The organism is Mesorhizobium sp. INR15, from assembly GCF_015500075.1.
Classification (GTDB): domain Bacteria; phylum Pseudomonadota; class Alphaproteobacteria; order Rhizobiales; family Rhizobiaceae; genus Mesorhizobium.
In genome coordinates this window covers 3,373,868-3,388,847 of sequence record NZ_CP045496.1, presented here as the reverse complement: position 1 = coordinate 3,388,847, position 14,980 = coordinate 3,373,868, and the positions used below count along the sequence as shown (strand labels likewise).

Below are 14,980 nucleotides of genomic sequence, written 5' to 3'. Positions count from 1 at the left end.
GATATCGCAAGGAACGGCCACAAGCCAAACACACACGACCCAGAGGACCGAGCATGGCATGAGACCTCAGCCAAAAATCGGCGACCAGAGCCAATATGGCGAAGCCCGCCACCTTTGAGGGAAAGGCAGCGGGCTCTTTGGTGTTCGAAACACGGCTAGGGGTTGCGACCACCACTAGCAATACGCACAAGGCATGGTTTAGTTCCACAAATGGAAAAAGCCCCGCCGAGCGGAGCAAGTGCGCGAGGACAGAGATGGTCCCAACTGTCGACTTCGAAACCAAATGTTACGACAACGATTGGGAGATCGTTCTCGGCAAGGGATATCTGCGAACCGTCGTGGATCGCTGCGCCCATGATTTCTCCAGGCGCCGGCTGATTGTTAACAATGTAAAGGCACGCGGGCCCGTCGAAGCGGCCGCAAAGGCGGCAATCGCCCGCGGCGACCTTGACGAGTACCTGTTCGCGGAGGATCGCGCGGCGGCGGCCCTAGAGTTTTTCCAGATTGAAAAATCATCCTTCGGCCGCGGCTATCTCTACTCGATCAGCGAACTGGTTGGCCTCCATGCCAGCACTGCTGATTACCTACTTCATTTCGCCAGCGACTCATATCCGAGGCGTCGTCACCAGTGGGTGGCATCCGCGATCGAACTTATGGAAAGCAGAAGCGATTTCGTAGTCGCCAACCTGTGTTGGAACAAACGAGCTAGAGCAGCAAGAGCCGAGAGTTTCGATCGGCAGGGTGAATTCTTCATCGGTTACGGCTTCTCCGATCAGTGTTATCTGGCAAAGACATCTGTCTTTCGCGCGCCGATCTACAATGAGCACAACGCAGCTTCAGAACGCTATCCGGATTATGCCGACGAGCTTTTCGAAAAACGCGTCGACGCGTATATGCGCAACCATGATCTGAAGCGCCTGACTTATGGCAGCCAGAGCTATAGACACCGCAACATTCCCAAAAGCGGCATCAAGAGAGCCTGGCGTCGGTTGTGGCCGCTGGCTTAGCTATCCTCCCCGTCAGACAAACGCGTCGCCAGTTTTGCCGGCACACAGTCATTCCTCCGGCGCCGACCTGAAGCGCCGCACCAGCACCTCGAACACGATGTCGGAGAGGCGGCGATAATCTCGGCGCGCTCCTGCGGCGAGTAATGCTCCGCGTCGTCGATGGTCATGAAGGTGACGTGACGGGTCATGGAGTGCCTTGGTGGGTCGAGATGCCGACGTAGCGCATTGTTTTCAAGACGATTTTCGCTGCGGCCACGCGCGCCTTTCCTTCTCCCCTTGTGGGAGAAGGTGGATTGCCACGAAGCGGCAAGACGGATGAGCATCTGTGTTTGTTGTCAAGGAGCGATTTGGCTCCAGATGCGGTCCTGAGTTACGAGCGCGTTGGCCGTAACGACGAGCTTTCGCATGACGGCGACGAGGATGACCTTTTCGGGTTTAGCTGCCTTGCGCAGACGGGCGGCGAACACTGCAAGGTCCTTGTTGTAACGACTTGCAGACAGTGCGGCCATGTAGAGGGCGTTTCTGACACCCTTTCGGCCGCCCCTGATAGCTCGGCGTCCCTGGCGCGGGCCGCTGTCATGGGCGACGGGAGCAAGGCCGGTCAGCATTGCCGCCTGCTTGGCGTTGAGCGTACCCATCTCAGCGAGGCCCGCCAGGAGCGTGGCGGCAGTGATCGGGCCAATGCCGGGGATCGAGATCAAGATTGTGTAGCGGCGGGCAAGAGCGGGATCAGCTGAGATCCGGCGACCGGTCTCGGCTTCAAGACGCACGATATGGCTGTGAAGCGCTTTGAGCCTGCGGTTGAGTTCAGCACGCAGGAAGGGGCTTTTGAGCGTCGCCAAGCGGTTGATGAGCGCGATGCGTTCGGCACAGGCGGCATTGCGCGCGCCGATCATCTCCTGCAGCGCCTCCATCGCAAGGGAAGGCGGCACCGTCTCGGCCGGATTGAGCGCGACCCCCATTTCTGCCAGCAGCCTGGCATCGATCTTGTCGGTCTTGGCAAGCTGGCCGCAGGCTTCCGCGAACAGCCGAGCACGCAGCGGGTTGACGACGGCCACTACCAATCCCGCTTCATGCAGCGAGCGCTGTGCCGCACGATGGTATTTGGACGTCGCCTCCATGATCGCCCGCCTCACTGCGAGATCACCAAGCCGGCGCTTCAGCCGCCGCAGGCCACCACCATCATTGGCCACACGAAAACTCTGGCCGGTTGGATGGACGTACACATCCAGCCACTCTTTACACACGTCGATGCCGGCATAGACTGACGGCGTCGCATTCGGTTCGGACAATACCTTGCCTTGCATGCGGGACTCGCTCCCCATCATCTGTTCAGGACCAGTGCGAGAACGAATGGACCTTGCTCATCCGCGGTTCACACCAAGGGGCGTACGGTCCCATCCGTCCACTCCCCGGCGGACGGCCATCTGTCGGGGAGTGCAGCTATCTTGCACAAATAGCCGCCAGCCCAACATGCAAGGGGTGCTGGAAGGAATGAGGCGTTGGTATTTTCTGGAACACCCCTCATCCGACCTCGCTGCGCGAGGCCCCCTTCTCCCACAGGGGGAGAAGGGAGAGCCTTCCGGTCGCCGTCTCACCCCTTCGCCATCCCCTCCACCTGGTCCGCGGACAAGAACAGCAGCACAACATCGGACATTCCTAGCAGCGGCGTAAACGTGACGATGGTGATGCCGCCGGTGGCGTTGGTGCGGGTCAGGCCTTCGGAATAGATGTCGAGCGGCGGTTCCTCGTCGTACCAGACGCCGTGCAGCGTCTCGCCTTGCCACTTCTCGCGGCCCTTTTCGAAACTCTTGAACGACAGCACGGATTCATCGGCCTGCACATCGCCGCCGCCGCCATGGCGCACGACAACGCTGTCGAGCCCGCCCGGCGCGCCGCGCCCCATGATGGTGTTGACGATGGTATCGCCCGGTATCATGCCGGTGCCCCAGGCCGCCTGCTGCTGCGGCGGGCCGACCAGCACGCGTTGCGGGTTGTCGCGCGTGCCTTCGCCGGTGACGCCGGCGGCCCACAGCCGCACGGCCCCGTCAAACACCTTGCCTTGCCACCACGAGGGATAGCGGCCCGTCAGGTGCATCGCCCATTCGGCGCCCCCTGCCCTGGTCTTGCCCAGCTGGTTGCCGGCCATGAACAGCCGTTCCCGATTTTGGGCGCCGGCGGCGTGAAATTCCGCCTGGCGCTGATATGGCTTGTAGCAGGCCAGCTGATTAGTGCGCTTTCTGCGGTCCAGTTCCGCCAGCAGCGCCAGATACTCCATCCTCGCCGAGGAGGAAGGGGCGGACGGCGGCTTCGAGCGCGCGGATGCGCTGTCTGATTTCGTCATCGCTCAACGCGTCCAGATGGTTGATGGTGACATTGACATCCTTGGGCAGCACCGACAGCACGATCTTCAGATACTGGTCCGGCTTGTCGGCCCGAACCTCGGCGATGACGCCGGCGCCATGCGCGCGGAAATCGGCGCGCACGGCGGCGAGAAAATCATCGCCCAGCGTCTTCTTGGCCCGCTTGGGCCTGGCGGCCGGCCTGCGCGCCGGCGAAGGGGCGGAAGCCATGCCTATGCCTTGCCGCGCCGCGCGGATTTCGCCCGCGCCGGTTTCCGGCCGGGCTTCGCCCTGGTCCGCTTTGCCGGCAAGGCGTCCAGCCTTGCAGCAACATCCCGCAAGGCCTTCAGGTTGGCCCGCGCGGTGATGACAGCGCGGCCATTGACGCCCAGCGCCCCTTGGGGGAAACCAAAGCCGCCAACCGCCTCGACCGGGCCACCCCGCACCATGCCGATCCGCACGCCGGGCGCGACGATCTCGACACGGCCCGCACGCGGATCGGGGCGGCCGGTGCCCTCGAATTCGCCAACGGCGCTGACAAGCTCGCGGCCGTCATTGTCTGTAATGATGGTGGCGTAACGGGACATGGATTTCACCCCAGATGATCATGCGTTGCGAACGGAGCGCTTAGGTGGGAAGCTGCCCGCCGAGAAGGAGGCGCCTTGAGCAACGTCACCGAGCACTATGGCAGCAACGGCATCGTCGAGCGCATCCTGGCGGCAATTCCTGAAGCAGCGCCAGGCGCCCTGGCCGCGCGCCACCTCTATCCGTTCGACCAGCTTCATGGCCGCGAACTGATCGCCACGCAGGAGCATGCCGCACGGCTTGCCCCCACACCAGACAATCGGATTCTCGATATCGGCAGCGGCATCGGCGGCCCAGCCCGCTTCCTGGCCGCGACCTATGGCTGCCAGGTCGAAGGCATCGACCTGACGCCGGCTTTTGTCGAGGCATCCAGCCAGCTGACGGCATTGTGCGGCCTGCACGGCAAGGTTCATTTCCGGCATGCGAATGCCGCCGACATTCCTTTCGCCGACAACAGCTTCGACGCGGCGATCTGCTTCTATGTCGGGATGAACATCGAGGCGAAGGCTCCGGTCATCAAGCAAGCGCTGCGCGTGTTGAAACCGATGGGCAAACTGATCTGGACCGAAGCCGTGCTTGCATCTGGTGAACCCTACTATCCCTTGCCATGGGCGGTTTCGCCGGCGACCAGCCATCTTGTCGAGCGGCAGACTTTGAAAGAGTTGTTTGAAACCACGGGGTTTGTCGTCGACGAAATCATCGACGAGACGAGCGAACATGTCGAACTGGCGGTCAAACGGGCCAATGCCGGCATCGTGCCAAGCCCTGCCCAGCTTCAGGCCAACGAGATCGTGCTCGGCGCGGAATTCGTGCAGCGCCGCAAGAACTACATCAGGAGCCTGAGCGAGGGGCGTCTGGCCTCAGTGGCGGTGATCGCCTCGAAGGCGGGTTGATTTCCATTAGGCCTGGCGAAATCCCGTCTCTTCCGAGGAGGAGATCGCTGGTCGCGACTGCTTTCCGTCGGCTCGTAGGTCACCGGCGAGCCCGCCGCCCCGAAAACAAAAACCCGCCGATGTGGCGGGTCGGTGGCGCAAATCAGCACCATGGGCGAATATGTAGCATGGCTGCCCTCACCCGGTCAACGAACTTCTAAGAAAATATTCCTACGTAATTTATGAGGCTAAACCCTCACCACAAGCCATGCCTGCGGGGCCGGCTGGTCATGAGCCGGCTCCTGTGAAATCATCATGGACAGCTCATGGAATGATTCCCGTCGTACGGCCTTGTGGGAGAGGACGATGGACAGACCAGCCATGGCATCCGTGTTCAGGATGCGGCATGAGACAGCCACGGTTTCCGGTGTGCGTAGCACCGGTCAGGGTCAGGCTGACCCGGTCATCAGCCCACGGCCGCTGGGTGAAGCGATCCGGTTCGTCGCCAACGCCCACCTCCACTACGACATCAGCGCGGTGGCCATCATCTATGGCGATGCTTCGACGCCCCGCCTCGGCGGCCTCGACGTGAAGTCGCTCTGGCGCGAATATGGCGAGAGCTGGACTGAAGGCTAGGTCATTCCAGGCGCCAGCCAGCCGCTATCGCCGCAATGACATACGGCACTCGGCTCGTTCGTGGTCATCGGCACTGGCGTGCAGCCGTCGGATCGGAACAGGCGGTCCTGCGTTGGAATAGACCCAATGGGAGCAAAAGCAAATGAACGTTGCCAATCTACAACTCGAAGGCCTGTTGATGGCTATCGCATCGATCAACCACGTCCTTGTCCGCAAGGGCGTGCTCTCGATTGAAGAAATCGACATCGCCTTGCGGAAAGCCGAAGCGAGCGAAACCAGCGAACCGCGATCCGACAGCATGTCGGCATCAAGCCGCGATGCGGTCAACTTTCCGATCAGGCTGCTGGAACTGGCCAATCAATGTCAGCCGGAGACGGATTTGCCGTCGTTCTCAAAATTGGCTCGAATGGTTGGCCAGATGAAGGAACCTTATAACGACCAGATGTGAAATCGCGTTCGACGATACGCGATTGCTCCTGATTTTGCAGCGCGGCAGCGACAGGATCAAGGCCATCGCCTGACTTCAAAGCCACTCCCGCCACATCCCGGCTGGCTTGAGCCTCTCAGCTACGCCCTGCCCGGCCATCCCAGGTTGAGCGACAGCACCTTGCCCGGCCCATGCACGGCGGCGAACAGCAGGCCGGCCAGGAAGGTAAAGTGGTCGACGAAGAAGCCGAACTCGTTCTGGTTGGCGGCCCAGCGGCCAGGGCCATGGAAAGCGAAGCCGAGGAACAGCACATAGACTGCCGCGACCAGCGCGGCCTGCGAGAAGAAGGCGCCGGTCAGGAAGGCGACCACCAGCAGCACTTCCAGGATCGCCGCGCACCAGGCCAGGAACAGCGGAAACGGAAAGCCGGCCGCCGCGATATAGCCTGCGGTATCGGCCATGCCCATGAACTTGAAGGACACCGCCATCAGGAAGACGGCGGCGAAGATCAGGCGGGCGACAAGCAGGCCAGCGGTCCGCAGGGGGGATTGGGCGATTTCCGGCGACATGGTGCTCTCCAGCTTTGCAAGACGTTCGCTCCTAGGACGCACGAGCGGGCGTCAACCCGACAGCCCTCGCAGAATTTTCCCGGAAAGCCCTCTGGCGCACCGGCGCGCCGGAACATCCGGCAATGCACGCCGCCTATGAAAAGGAATGCCGGAGGTGCTTGCTCCCCACCTTGATGCCTTGCTCGAAAAGGCCGAGGCCGCCGGTTGGGAGCGCGTGCAAGCGGCCTCGGCCCTCATGTGTCTCGCCGCGATGCGTTGAAACCCTCCGGATCCGGTCTGTCCGGCCTGGCCTCGCGAAATCGTGAAACTTGTCAGTAACGAACATCGTGCTACAATTGAGACGGGGCTAATGTATCGGGACGATGGACCGGTGCAGGAAAATTTTGGGCGGGTTTGACGTTGGGCACAAACGTGAGGTTTGGGGCAAGATCCCTTTCTGTCCGTTCGGCGGTCGTGGAATGCAGCAGCTGCGGCGGCGCCGGGCAGGTTTTCCAATGCCCACGCTGGACAAGCTCCAACGGTCATTGCTGTCCTGCAGGCACCCATCAGCGCGGCTGCCCCGGTGAAACCACGGCATGCGCCCAGTGTGACGCGGGCAATCCGCAAGGCGCCAAGCTCGTCTCCTCCGCCAAGTTGAAGCCAGCCGGCTAAAAAACCGTTCCAGCGCAATCGCGATCGCATTGGCCAGGGCCGCACCAGCGACAGACGTCGCGCGCCGCTGCATTGTCGTGTCCGCGGCCTCACGATACCTATATGTGCTATATCCAGTTGCACCGCAGGGATCGGGCATTGACCCAGTTGCTCAGCTGCATCTGTCTTTCCTGCTTGCCGATAACAGAAAGCGAGGCCCAAGATGGCTGACGACAAATCGAAGACAAAACAAGACCGCAAGCTGGTTTCAGGCGAGGAACCTTACGAGATCGCCGCCTTTGCCAGGAAATACGGCATTCCGCCCAGCGAGGCGCAGACCATCATCAAACGCTACGGCCCATCGAGGAAGAAACTCGATTCCTATATGGCTGCCCGCAGCTAGCCGCCTGTGGCGGACGAACATCCGGTTCGCCCGCCCGCCGCGCTATACCCAGATGGAGGGTCGCGAGATTGTCTGACACCGCACGCAGGACAGGAAGCTGCCTGTGCGGCGGCGTTCAGTTCTCTGTCAGCGGTGCACCGCTCAGGGTCGGGCTGTGCCACTGCAAGGACTGCCGCAAGGCTGGTGGCTCGGCCTATTCGGCTTACGCCATCTGGCCGCTCGACGCCTTCGAGACGACAGGCATCGTCAACACCTACGCGCGCCGCAGTTTCTGCCCAACATGCGGCAGCCGCGTCACCTGGGTCGAGGATGACGAGGCCGAGGTGATGCTCGGCAGCCTGGATGTGGCGCCGACAGACCTCAAACCCGAATACGAACTATGGACAGGCCGCCGTGAAAGGTGGCTGCATGCATTGCCCGGTGCCGAGCAGTTCGAGCATGACCGTGTGGTCGGCCAAAACGACGATCCGGTCAGACAGTCTGGCGTCCTTCCGGACGCCGACGCCCACGACTAAAAATCAATACAGCTGTTGGAACCCTCCCCTGCCGCTGGCGTTAACCGGCGCCTCGCAGCAATGGAGACGCGGTCTTGAACGACAAGATTTTCCCCCGCCCGATCCGCTTGAAATTCGCTCCCGAACGCGAACGCGTGGTGCGCAGCGCCTGGGAGGGCCTTGAATGCCTGGAAGACTGGCCAGTTGGTCACGGCCGGCGGTATCGTGCGGCGTTGCGAAGCTGCCGCGATGCGCTGGATGGCTGGACGCTGCCGGAAAAGGCAATGCGGGCCATGATCGAGGCCGCCCGCGAGGCGGAAGTCCTCGCCAATGCGGAGAAACAATGATGCTGGCCCTTCGCTTGTCCGCGCCGCTACGCATCAAATCGGCCGGCACCGAGACCATTCGAGACGTCTCTACCTTGCAGGATGCTAGCGAAATTCTCGTCGATTGGCCGCACGCCAAACGCGGCCCCTTCTATCAAACGGCGCGCGAACAGATCGAGGCGGCTTTGGAAGGCCGGGCAACGGCGGCGCAGGCACAGGAAGCGTTCTCGGCCTTCTGCGCCCACGCCGGCGTTCTGGTTCGCTAGATCGCGGAAACCAACGAAAAGGCAGGCAAGGCATTGTGCCAAGCCTGCCTTTTTGTCGTAGCCTACTATTCTCCAGAAATCTCGCCCTGCACGATCTTGTGGGATGTCCCGAGATCGAAACTCTTTGGTGCCATCAGCATCAGGGTAATGACGATGGCGATCGACGCAAGAAACGTGGCGGTGCTGGCTATATCTCTCAAGACCTGTCCTCCTCCATTTCGAAATCAAGACAGAAACGTTTCTCCCGCACCGTGGTTCCGCTCCCGGGACATCTTGTCTGCAATCGTTTCGCCTACTGCTTGGGCGGCTGCGCGGGCACTTCGCCGGGTTTGATCACCGGGGTCTTCCCCTGATCCGGTGGCGGCGCGGTCATGCCCTGGTCGCCGGTGGCCGGCGGCTTCAGCACCCCGCCGCAGTCAGTCAGTGTCTCCGTCAGATCGGTGCCGCTCGGCTGCTGCTTTGCGCCGGGATCGTTCTGGATCCGGCATTTGTCGACCTGCGGCGCCGCCTGGCCAGTGCCGTTCTGATCGGTCTGGGCCACGGCTGGCGCGGCAAGTGCGAGCATTATGGCGATTGGTGCGATGGCGAGAATTTTCATCCCGGCTTCCTTTCATCCTGCTAGGGTCGCCGGCGGCGGCCTTCCCAGGAGAAACAACGCCTGTCAGCCAAAAAGGTTGGCCCAAAAAAGGTTGGCTATGCCGGCGCAAGCGCGTGCCGCCCCGGCCGATTTCTCATCCATCTCACCGGGATGGGGGCAAGCCACCCACTTCCTTACCGGCGCTTGGGTGGCACTGAAGTCGAAGCCTTGCTCGATTGCTTGTCATCGGCACCAGGCTTCAGTTCGAGCCGATGCAGAAGCCCTGCGACAACCAGCACGATCAGCGTGCCGAGCCCGGCCACCTGCCACAACCCAAGTCCACAGGCGACGCCGATCGCGCCAGCCAGCCACATGCCGGCTCCGGTTGTCAGGCCCTGCACTTCTCCGCGCGAAAGCATGATGGAGCCAGCTGCCAGGAAGGCACGCCAGCGGTGACCGCTTCGACAACACGGATCGGATCGACTTTCAACGAGTCCATGGCGAACATCGGCGCATGGATAATCTCGATGGTGAGGATGCCGAATGTCGCCGCCGCCACACAGATCAGAATATGGGTGCGCAGTCCCGCCGGGCGATTGCGCCATTCGCGTTCGAAACCGATTACGGCCCCGTAAAGGGCCGCCAGCATCAGCCGCGCCGCGATGACCGGGAACGATATGTAGGTAGGGTGTCCGAATTCCTCAGCGAGCTGCTCCATGCGTCCTCTTTCAAAGGCTTGACGCGCAAAAATGTTGCCAAGCTCCCCCGGTTCCCCAGCGCCTGAGAAATCTCTCAAAAACGGCCGGATGCATGTGCACAAACGTGAAAGTTTACACCAGATGGAAACACAACCAAAAGATGTACCCAATAAAGGTGCTTGACTGTTATGACTGCCAGAAACGTTGGCTTTGTGGGTGAAAGACAGAAAATAATTGGCCGGCTACAAGTCAAATTTCGAATCCAAATCAATGACATATTAAACGAACCTAATATTTAGACCCACCCTGCGGTATCTGGTCCAACCAGATTCTTGCTGCCACCCCAGATTGCCACTTGCCCTCACGGAAATTTGATTCAATAACGTTTTTCGAGTCTTGGGGGCTTTGGTTTGGGGTTGGTCCATCCCCGGCAGAGCTTTTGCGCTAGCCGCAAAAGCTCACGGCTGGGTAGGACACCGCTCTCTTCAAAGTACGGCTTAACGATCTGGAACGGCCCGTCTTCGGACAGGGCCCATTCGTCGGCTTCGAACATGACGTTCGACCGGCAAGAGCGCGGGGATATGTGATGATCTTGAAAATTGACAGCCGGCCTAGCGGGCGATTTGCGCCTTTGTTCAAGCTGGTCGACAACGCGCCGGTGAAAAGGGCCAGTTTCATGGCCCTGGCCAGCGCATCCGTTGTCGCACTGGCGACGTCGCTGTCGGCAACCCCAACCCATGCGGCCGACCTGGTTCTGGGCACCGGGACATATGCCGGGCCGATCACGGGCCCGGATGGCGTCCACAAGGACGGTACCGCCACCGCCACCTTGACTGGAACCAACACCTACACTGGCGCCACCACAATCGATCCCGGCGGCACGCTGGCACTGTCGGGTAGCGGCAGCATCGCCTCGTCGAGCGGCGTCCTTGCCGGCGGTACGTTCGATATCTCGGCCACCACCAGCGGCGCGTCGATCAAGGCGCTGACCGGCGGCGGCAAGGTTGTGCTGGGTGCCCAGACACTCACCATCACCGCCGCGTCCGGCAATTTCGTCAACATCATCGAAGGCACGGGCGGCCTGACCATCGCTGGCGGCACGCAGAAGCTCGACTTCATGAACACCTATACCGGCACGACCACCATCGACAGCGGTGCCACGCTGGCACTGACCGGTCAGGGCCGGGTCAACAAGTCAAGCGGCGTCGAGGTCAACGGCACCTTCGACATCTCGGCCTCTGTCGGCACGCAGATCAAGGCGCTGACCGGCAGCGGTACGGTCGAGCTCGGCGCACAGTTCCTGCGCATCACCAACGCATCGGGCACATTCTCGGGCGCCATCCATGGCACCAATGGCATTAGCCTCGACAGCGGCACGCAGATACTGACCGGCGCCAACGATTTCAGCGGCAGCACGGGTATTTCGCAAGGAGCGACTTTACAGCTTGGCAATGGCGGCACGACCGGCTCCATCGTCGGCGATGTAAACAATGGCGGCACCCTGATCTTCAACCGCTCAAGTGAACTGAGCTATGGCGGCGCCATCACGGGGCTAGGTACGGTCTCCATCACCGGTGGCGGCAAGATCATCCTCAGCAACGACAACAGCGTGCGGAATGCCATCATCGCCGCCGGCAACACGCTCCAGCTCGGCACTGGCGGCACCACCGGCACCATCGGTGGCAGCAGCGCCGCGAGCATTACCAACAATGGCGCTCTGATCTACAAGCGCTCCAGCGGCTTGACCTACAGGGGCGTGTATTCCGGCTCCGGCACCATGGAACAGGCTGGCACCGGAACGCTGACCCTGACCGGCAACAGCTCGGGTTTCACCGGCAGCACGACCGTATCGTCCGGCTCGCTCATGGTCGGGTTCGCCGGCACAGGCAAGCTCGGCGGCGATGTCGAGGTGAAGTCCGGCGCCCGCCTCGGCGGCACCGGCACGATTGGCGGCGATGTCACCATCCAGGCCGGCGCGACCCACGCGGTCGGTGACCTAACCGGCGCGCAGATAATCGGCACCCAGACCGTCAGCGGCGATTACATCAACCACGGCAGTTTCGAAATCCAGGGCACGCCCACTGGCACCGACAAGCTCGTCGTTGGCGGCACGGTCGACATTACGGGCGCAAAGCTCAAGCTGTCGCTGTCTCCCACAACGGCGGCGAGCTGGAGCTTGCTCAACGGCCCATATACGATCATCGACAACCAGGGCAGCGGTGCCGTCGTCGGTCAGTTCGATGCCAGCGTCCTCAACAACCTGGTCTTCCTCGATCACCTTATCGACTATCATGCGGGCCTCGGCAGCAATGACGTCACGCTCAGCCTGAGCCGCAACGACGTCGCGGTCGCCGATATCGCTGAGACCGCCAACCAGGATGCGACGGCGCAGGCCATCGATCAGCTTGGCACCGGCAATCCGCTGGCAATGGCCATCCTGCTGCTTACCGACGAGGACGCCGCGCGCCTCGCCCTGGATGCCGTGTCTGGCGAGGCCCTTGCTTCTACCAAGGGCATGATGCTGCAGGACAGCCATTTCGTCGTCGATGTCGCGACGTCCCGCATCCGCTCGGCACTGGACGGCGTCGCCACCGCCTCGATCCCGGTCATGGCCTATGGCGAAGGCGGCCCCGAAATGGTGGCGGCCGACAGCAACCGCTTCGTCGTCTGGGGACAGGCTTTCGGCTCCTGGGCCAGCGGCAAGGATGACGGCAACGCCGCCGCCTTCAAGCGCTCCACCGGCGGCTTCCTCGCTGGCGGCGACGGCGCGGTCGGCGACACCTGGCGGGTTGGCGTGCTGACCGGCTACAGCCAAAGTTCCTTCGATGTCGCGGACCGTTCTTCCACCGGTTCCAGCGACAACTACCATCTTGGCGTCTATGGCGGTGGGGAATGGGGAGCTTTCGGCCTGCGCGGCGGCGCTGCCTACACCTGGCATCACATCGAGACCGGCCGAACGGTTGGCCTGCCGGGCTTCACTGATGCCCTGACGGCGGCCTACAATGCCGGCAGCGCGCAGGTTTACGGCGAGGCTGGTTACCGCGTCGACACAAGCCGGGCCTCGTTCGAGCCCTTCGCCAACCTTGCCTACGTCAACCTGCATACCCAGGGCTTCACCGAAAAGGGAGGCGCCGCGGCGCTGACAGCGGCGGCATCGACCACCGACACCACCTTCACCACGCTTGGTGTCAGGGCATCGACCGACGTCTCGCTCGGCAGCATCCCGGTGACTGCGCGCGGCATGCTCGGCTGGCGTCATGCCTTCGGCACGGTCGCGCCGACGTCGCAAGTTGCCTTTGCCGGCAGCGATCCATTCTCGATCGCGGGTGCCTCGATCGCGCGCGACACAGCCATCCTCGAGGCCGGCATCGACCTCGACATGGGCAGCGCCACCAAGCTCGGCCTCAGCTACACCGGCCAGTTCGGCGGCGGGTTGAGCGAGAACGGCTTCAAGACCAGGCTTGGCATGGAGTTCTAGGCAGACATCCGCCCGTCCTGATTCAACGGTGAGCGTGTCCAACGCTCACCGTTGATTGCAGGCGGTTGCAAAAAATCGCCCGCGCACGCGCCCCTCGCTGGAACGTGACCCAAGCCTTGCCGTTTGCACTGTCCCCAACAGAGGTGATGGATGCAGCGCTATGAAGTGGTCGAGGAGCCGGTCGGGACCTGGGTCGTCCTGGATAGTCTTGACGGGGTGCCGGCCGAACGGGACGACCGGGTGCTGATTGGCTTGACCTGGCATGAAGCGACCTATGCGGCCGCATCGCTGGAAACCGCGCTGTGGAATGACAGTCCAGGCAGACCATCGGCCGCATGACTGCATCAGAAACTCGAACAACGCGCCTGATGCGGCAAAGGCATTTCCAAGCCGAGCGAGCATTGGCAAGCAAGTTCCGGCAGCGCGCCAAGGGCGCGCCACCGGGATTGTCAGCGCCTAAAGTCCGAAGGTCACCAGACCTTGGGCGTCGATCCGCCAGCCCGGGTTCCAGGCGATTTCCCAGGCGTGATCGTCGGGATCGGCGACATAGCCGCGAAACCCGCCGTGCGGCGGTGCGTCCGCTGGCCTCAGCACGCGGCCGCCAGCGCGGACAAGACCGGCCATGACGACAGCCACCTCGTCTTGGCTGGACACATTATGCGCCAACGAGAAAGCGCCGGGCGACAGCATGCCGCGTCGGTTCATATCGGCTTCCAGGGCTGGCTTGGAGAAGGTGCCGAGCATCAGCCCATTCATTTGATAGAAAATGATCTCCTCATTCTCGAACACGGGCGACCATCCGAACCCGTCGGCATAAAACCGCCGCGAGCGGGCAAGATCGAGAATTCCAAGCGTGATGACGGAAATTTGCTGTTGCATCTCAAGTCCTTTCGTTCAGCCAGGCACCATGCATGGCTGTTGAAGGTCTTGGGACTCAGCGCCAGGGCGAAGGCCAGGACCCGCTTGCGCGGGGGTTGGGCTAACCGCACCAACCTCTCCTTTTTCGACAGGCGTGATTTTGAATCCGGCCCGCCTCGAATGCAAGCGCCAGGGAAAAGTCTCCTGACAATCGGGGCGCCGCCCGGTTCCGCGAGCAATTATTTTCGAACTCGAACGACCGGTCATTTTGGAACCTTGCCGTGCGGTTGGAGTTGGCTCCTTGACCCTCATTCAAGGAGTAAGGACATGAACAGCGACAAAAGCGATCTCGACCGTACCTGGAAGCTGATGGAGAAGATCGGCTTCTGCATGCTGGCCACGCGCGAGGGCAAGGATATCCGCTCCCGGCCGATGTCGGCGCATGTGGTGCGGGAGGAGAACGCCGTCTATTTCCTCACCGATGTCGACAGCCACAAGGATGATGAGATCGATGCCGAGCCCAATGTCGGGCTGGCCTTCGCCGATTCAGGCGGGCAGAAATATGTTTCGGTCAGCGGTCAGGCGGTAGTGTCCAACGACCGCGCTAAAATCAAGGAATTGTGGTCCACACCAGCCAAGGCCTGGTGGGACAGCGCCGACGATCCGGCGATCCGTGTGCTGAAGATCACGCCAAAGGATGCGCAATATTGGGACAGCCCCGGCACCGTCGTCAGCTACGTCAAGATGCTGGCAGCGGCCGTTACCGACAGCCGCCCCGAGATTGGCGACAGCGGCAAGGTCAGGATGTAGCG

General features: G+C 62.0%; 19 protein-coding genes and 1 pseudogene. 11 read left to right on the top strand and 9 right to left on the bottom strand.

The features are described 5' to 3' along the window. Window positions 1-95 precede the first annotated feature (95 nt). Window positions 96-1,007 (top strand): hypothetical protein, encoded by a 912-nt coding sequence (locus GA829_RS16565; RefSeq protein ID WP_210337670.1) that lies wholly within the window; start codon window positions 96-98, stop codon window positions 1,005-1,007. Window positions 1,008-1,342: 335 nt separating this feature from the next. Here GA829_RS16565 and GA829_RS16560 read toward each other — a convergent pair whose 3' ends face one another. The 4 genes from GA829_RS16560 to GA829_RS16545 all read right to left on the bottom strand — a co-directional run bounded on the left by GA829_RS16560 (window position 1,343) and on the right by GA829_RS16545 (window position 3,936). Then, window positions 1,343-2,314, bottom strand: coding sequence for an IS110 family RNA-guided transposase (locus GA829_RS16560; protein ID WP_195173796.1), 972 nt, complete (start codon window positions 2,312-2,314; stop codon window positions 1,343-1,345). Between the two features lie 287 nt (window positions 2,315-2,601). Then, window positions 2,602-3,156, bottom strand: coding sequence for a terminase large subunit domain-containing protein (locus GA829_RS16555; protein WP_258051624.1), 555 nt, complete (start codon window positions 3,154-3,156; stop codon window positions 2,602-2,604). A gap of 79 nt (window positions 3,157-3,235) precedes the next feature. Next, window positions 3,236-3,580, bottom strand: a complete 345-nt coding sequence (locus tag GA829_RS16550) for a hypothetical protein (RefSeq protein ID WP_195173794.1) — start codon at window positions 3,578-3,580, stop codon at window positions 3,236-3,238. Window positions 3,581-3,582: 2 nt separating this feature from the next. After that, window positions 3,583-3,936 (bottom strand): hypothetical protein, encoded by a 354-nt coding sequence (locus GA829_RS16545; protein WP_195173793.1) that lies wholly within the window; start codon window positions 3,934-3,936, stop codon window positions 3,583-3,585. Window positions 3,937-4,011: 75 nt separating this feature from the next. On the opposite strand from GA829_RS16545, the gene GA829_RS16540 reads away from it, so the two are divergent. The 3 genes from GA829_RS16540 to GA829_RS16530 all read left to right on the top strand — a co-directional run bounded on the left by GA829_RS16540 (window position 4,012) and on the right by GA829_RS16530 (window position 5,890). Then, window positions 4,012-4,827 (top strand): class I SAM-dependent methyltransferase, encoded by an 816-nt coding sequence (locus GA829_RS16540; protein WP_195173792.1) that lies wholly within the window; start codon window positions 4,012-4,014, stop codon window positions 4,825-4,827. Window positions 4,828-5,172: 345 nt separating this feature from the next. Further along, the gene (locus GA829_RS16535) at window positions 5,173-5,442 is read left to right on the top strand and encodes a hypothetical protein (RefSeq protein ID WP_195173791.1); all 270 of its coding nucleotides are present in this window, start codon (window positions 5,173-5,175) and stop codon (window positions 5,440-5,442) included. Window positions 5,443-5,584: 142 nt separating this feature from the next. Beyond that, complete coding sequence (locus tag GA829_RS16530) at window positions 5,585-5,890, top strand: hypothetical protein (protein ID WP_195173790.1); 306 nt, start codon at window positions 5,585-5,587, stop codon at window positions 5,888-5,890. A gap of 119 nt (window positions 5,891-6,009) precedes the next feature. On the opposite strand, the gene GA829_RS16525 is transcribed toward GA829_RS16530, so the two are convergent. Beyond that, window positions 6,010-6,438 carry a DoxX family protein gene (locus GA829_RS16525; RefSeq protein ID WP_195173789.1) on the bottom strand — a complete coding sequence of 143 codons (429 nt, stop codon included), beginning with the start codon at window positions 6,436-6,438 and terminating at the stop codon, window positions 6,010-6,012. Between the two features lie 853 nt (window positions 6,439-7,291). On the opposite strand from GA829_RS16525, the gene GA829_RS16520 reads away from it, so the two are divergent. The 4 genes from GA829_RS16520 to GA829_RS16505 all read left to right on the top strand — a co-directional run bounded on the left by GA829_RS16520 (window position 7,292) and on the right by GA829_RS16505 (window position 8,557). Further along, on the top strand, window positions 7,292-7,471 hold the full coding sequence (locus GA829_RS16520) for a DUF3606 domain-containing protein (protein ID WP_195173788.1): 180 nt from the start codon (window positions 7,292-7,294) through the stop codon (window positions 7,469-7,471). Window positions 7,472-7,539: 68 nt separating this feature from the next. Next, window positions 7,540-7,986, top strand: a complete 447-nt coding sequence (locus GA829_RS16515) for a GFA family protein (protein WP_195173787.1) — start codon at window positions 7,540-7,542, stop codon at window positions 7,984-7,986. Window positions 7,987-8,060: 74 nt separating this feature from the next. Next, the gene (locus GA829_RS16510; RefSeq protein WP_195173786.1) at window positions 8,061-8,312 is read left to right on the top strand and encodes a DUF982 domain-containing protein; all 252 of its coding nucleotides are present in this window, start codon (window positions 8,061-8,063) and stop codon (window positions 8,310-8,312) included. Further along, window positions 8,309-8,557, top strand: a complete 249-nt coding sequence (locus tag GA829_RS16505) for a DUF982 domain-containing protein (RefSeq protein ID WP_258051623.1) — start codon at window positions 8,309-8,311, stop codon at window positions 8,555-8,557. The genes GA829_RS16510 and GA829_RS16505 overlap by 4 nt, the downstream gene beginning before the upstream one ends. Before the next feature lie 65 nt (window positions 8,558-8,622). Here GA829_RS16505 and GA829_RS36700 read toward each other — a convergent pair whose 3' ends face one another. The 3 genes and pseudogenes from GA829_RS36700 to GA829_RS16495 form a co-directional block, all read right to left on the bottom strand. Beyond that, on the bottom strand, window positions 8,623-8,757 hold the full coding sequence (locus tag GA829_RS36700) for a hypothetical protein (RefSeq protein WP_258051622.1): 135 nt from the start codon (window positions 8,755-8,757) through the stop codon (window positions 8,623-8,625). A 92-nt stretch (window positions 8,758-8,849) separates the two neighbouring features. Further along, window positions 8,850-9,155 (bottom strand): hypothetical protein, encoded by a 306-nt coding sequence (locus tag GA829_RS16500; protein ID WP_195173785.1) that lies wholly within the window; start codon window positions 9,153-9,155, stop codon window positions 8,850-8,852. A 173-nt stretch (window positions 9,156-9,328) separates the two neighbouring features. Beyond that, a pseudogene (locus GA829_RS16495) lies at window positions 9,329-9,852 on the bottom strand (MgtC/SapB family protein). A gap of 566 nt (window positions 9,853-10,418) precedes the next feature. On the opposite strand from GA829_RS16495, the gene GA829_RS16490 reads away from it, so the two are divergent. Then, window positions 10,419-13,310, top strand: a complete 2,892-nt coding sequence (locus GA829_RS16490) for an autotransporter outer membrane beta-barrel domain-containing protein (RefSeq protein ID WP_258051621.1) — start codon at window positions 10,419-10,421, stop codon at window positions 13,308-13,310. A gap of 150 nt (window positions 13,311-13,460) precedes the next feature. Then, complete coding sequence (locus GA829_RS16485; RefSeq protein WP_195173784.1) at window positions 13,461-13,649, top strand: hypothetical protein; 189 nt, start codon at window positions 13,461-13,463, stop codon at window positions 13,647-13,649. Between the two features lie 117 nt (window positions 13,650-13,766). Here GA829_RS16485 and GA829_RS16480 read toward each other — a convergent pair whose 3' ends face one another. Then, on the bottom strand, window positions 13,767-14,189 hold the full coding sequence (locus GA829_RS16480; RefSeq protein WP_195173783.1) for a VOC family protein: 423 nt from the start codon (window positions 14,187-14,189) through the stop codon (window positions 13,767-13,769). 306 nt (window positions 14,190-14,495) lie between these two features. Between GA829_RS16480 and GA829_RS16475 the strand changes: the two genes are divergently transcribed. Further along, window positions 14,496-14,978 carry a pyridoxamine 5'-phosphate oxidase family protein gene (locus GA829_RS16475; protein WP_195173782.1) on the top strand — a complete coding sequence of 161 codons (483 nt, stop codon included), beginning with the start codon at window positions 14,496-14,498 and terminating at the stop codon, window positions 14,976-14,978. Window positions 14,979-14,980 lie beyond the last annotated feature (2 nt).

Coding starts and splice junctions, on each gene's coding strand:
- GA829_RS16565 (WP_210337670.1), top strand. CDS start 96: ATGGCGAAGCCCGCCACCTTTGAGGGAAAGGCAGCGGGCTCTTTGGTG.
- GA829_RS16560 (WP_195173796.1), bottom strand. CDS start 2,314: ATGCAAGGCAAGGTATTGTCCGAACCGAATGCGACGCCGTCAGTCTAT.
- GA829_RS16555 (WP_258051624.1), bottom strand. CDS start 3,156: ATGGCCGGCAACCAGCTGGGCAAGACCAGGGCAGGGGGCGCCGAATGG.
- GA829_RS16550 (WP_195173794.1), bottom strand. CDS start 3,580: ATGGCTTCCGCCCCTTCGCCGGCGCGCAGGCCGGCCGCCAGGCCCAAG.
- GA829_RS16545 (WP_195173793.1), bottom strand. CDS start 3,936: ATGTCCCGTTACGCCACCATCATTACAGACAATGACGGCCGCGAGCTT.
- GA829_RS16535 (WP_195173791.1), top strand. CDS start 5,173: ATGGACAGACCAGCCATGGCATCCGTGTTCAGGATGCGGCATGAGACA.
- GA829_RS16530 (WP_195173790.1), top strand. CDS start 5,585: ATGAACGTTGCCAATCTACAACTCGAAGGCCTGTTGATGGCTATCGCA.
- GA829_RS16525 (WP_195173789.1), bottom strand. CDS start 6,438: ATGTCGCCGGAAATCGCCCAATCCCCCCTGCGGACCGCTGGCCTGCTT.
- GA829_RS16520 (WP_195173788.1), top strand. CDS start 7,292: ATGGCTGACGACAAATCGAAGACAAAACAAGACCGCAAGCTGGTTTCA.
- GA829_RS16505 (WP_258051623.1), top strand. CDS start 8,309: ATGATGCTGGCCCTTCGCTTGTCCGCGCCGCTACGCATCAAATCGGCC.
- GA829_RS16500 (WP_195173785.1), bottom strand. CDS start 9,155: ATGAAAATTCTCGCCATCGCACCAATCGCCATAATGCTCGCACTTGCC.
- GA829_RS16490 (WP_258051621.1), top strand. CDS start 10,419: ATGATCTTGAAAATTGACAGCCGGCCTAGCGGGCGATTTGCGCCTTTG.
- GA829_RS16485 (WP_195173784.1), top strand. CDS start 13,461: ATGCAGCGCTATGAAGTGGTCGAGGAGCCGGTCGGGACCTGGGTCGTC.
- GA829_RS16480 (WP_195173783.1), bottom strand. CDS start 14,189: ATGCAACAGCAAATTTCCGTCATCACGCTTGGAATTCTCGATCTTGCC.
- GA829_RS16475 (WP_195173782.1), top strand. CDS start 14,496: ATGAACAGCGACAAAAGCGATCTCGACCGTACCTGGAAGCTGATGGAG.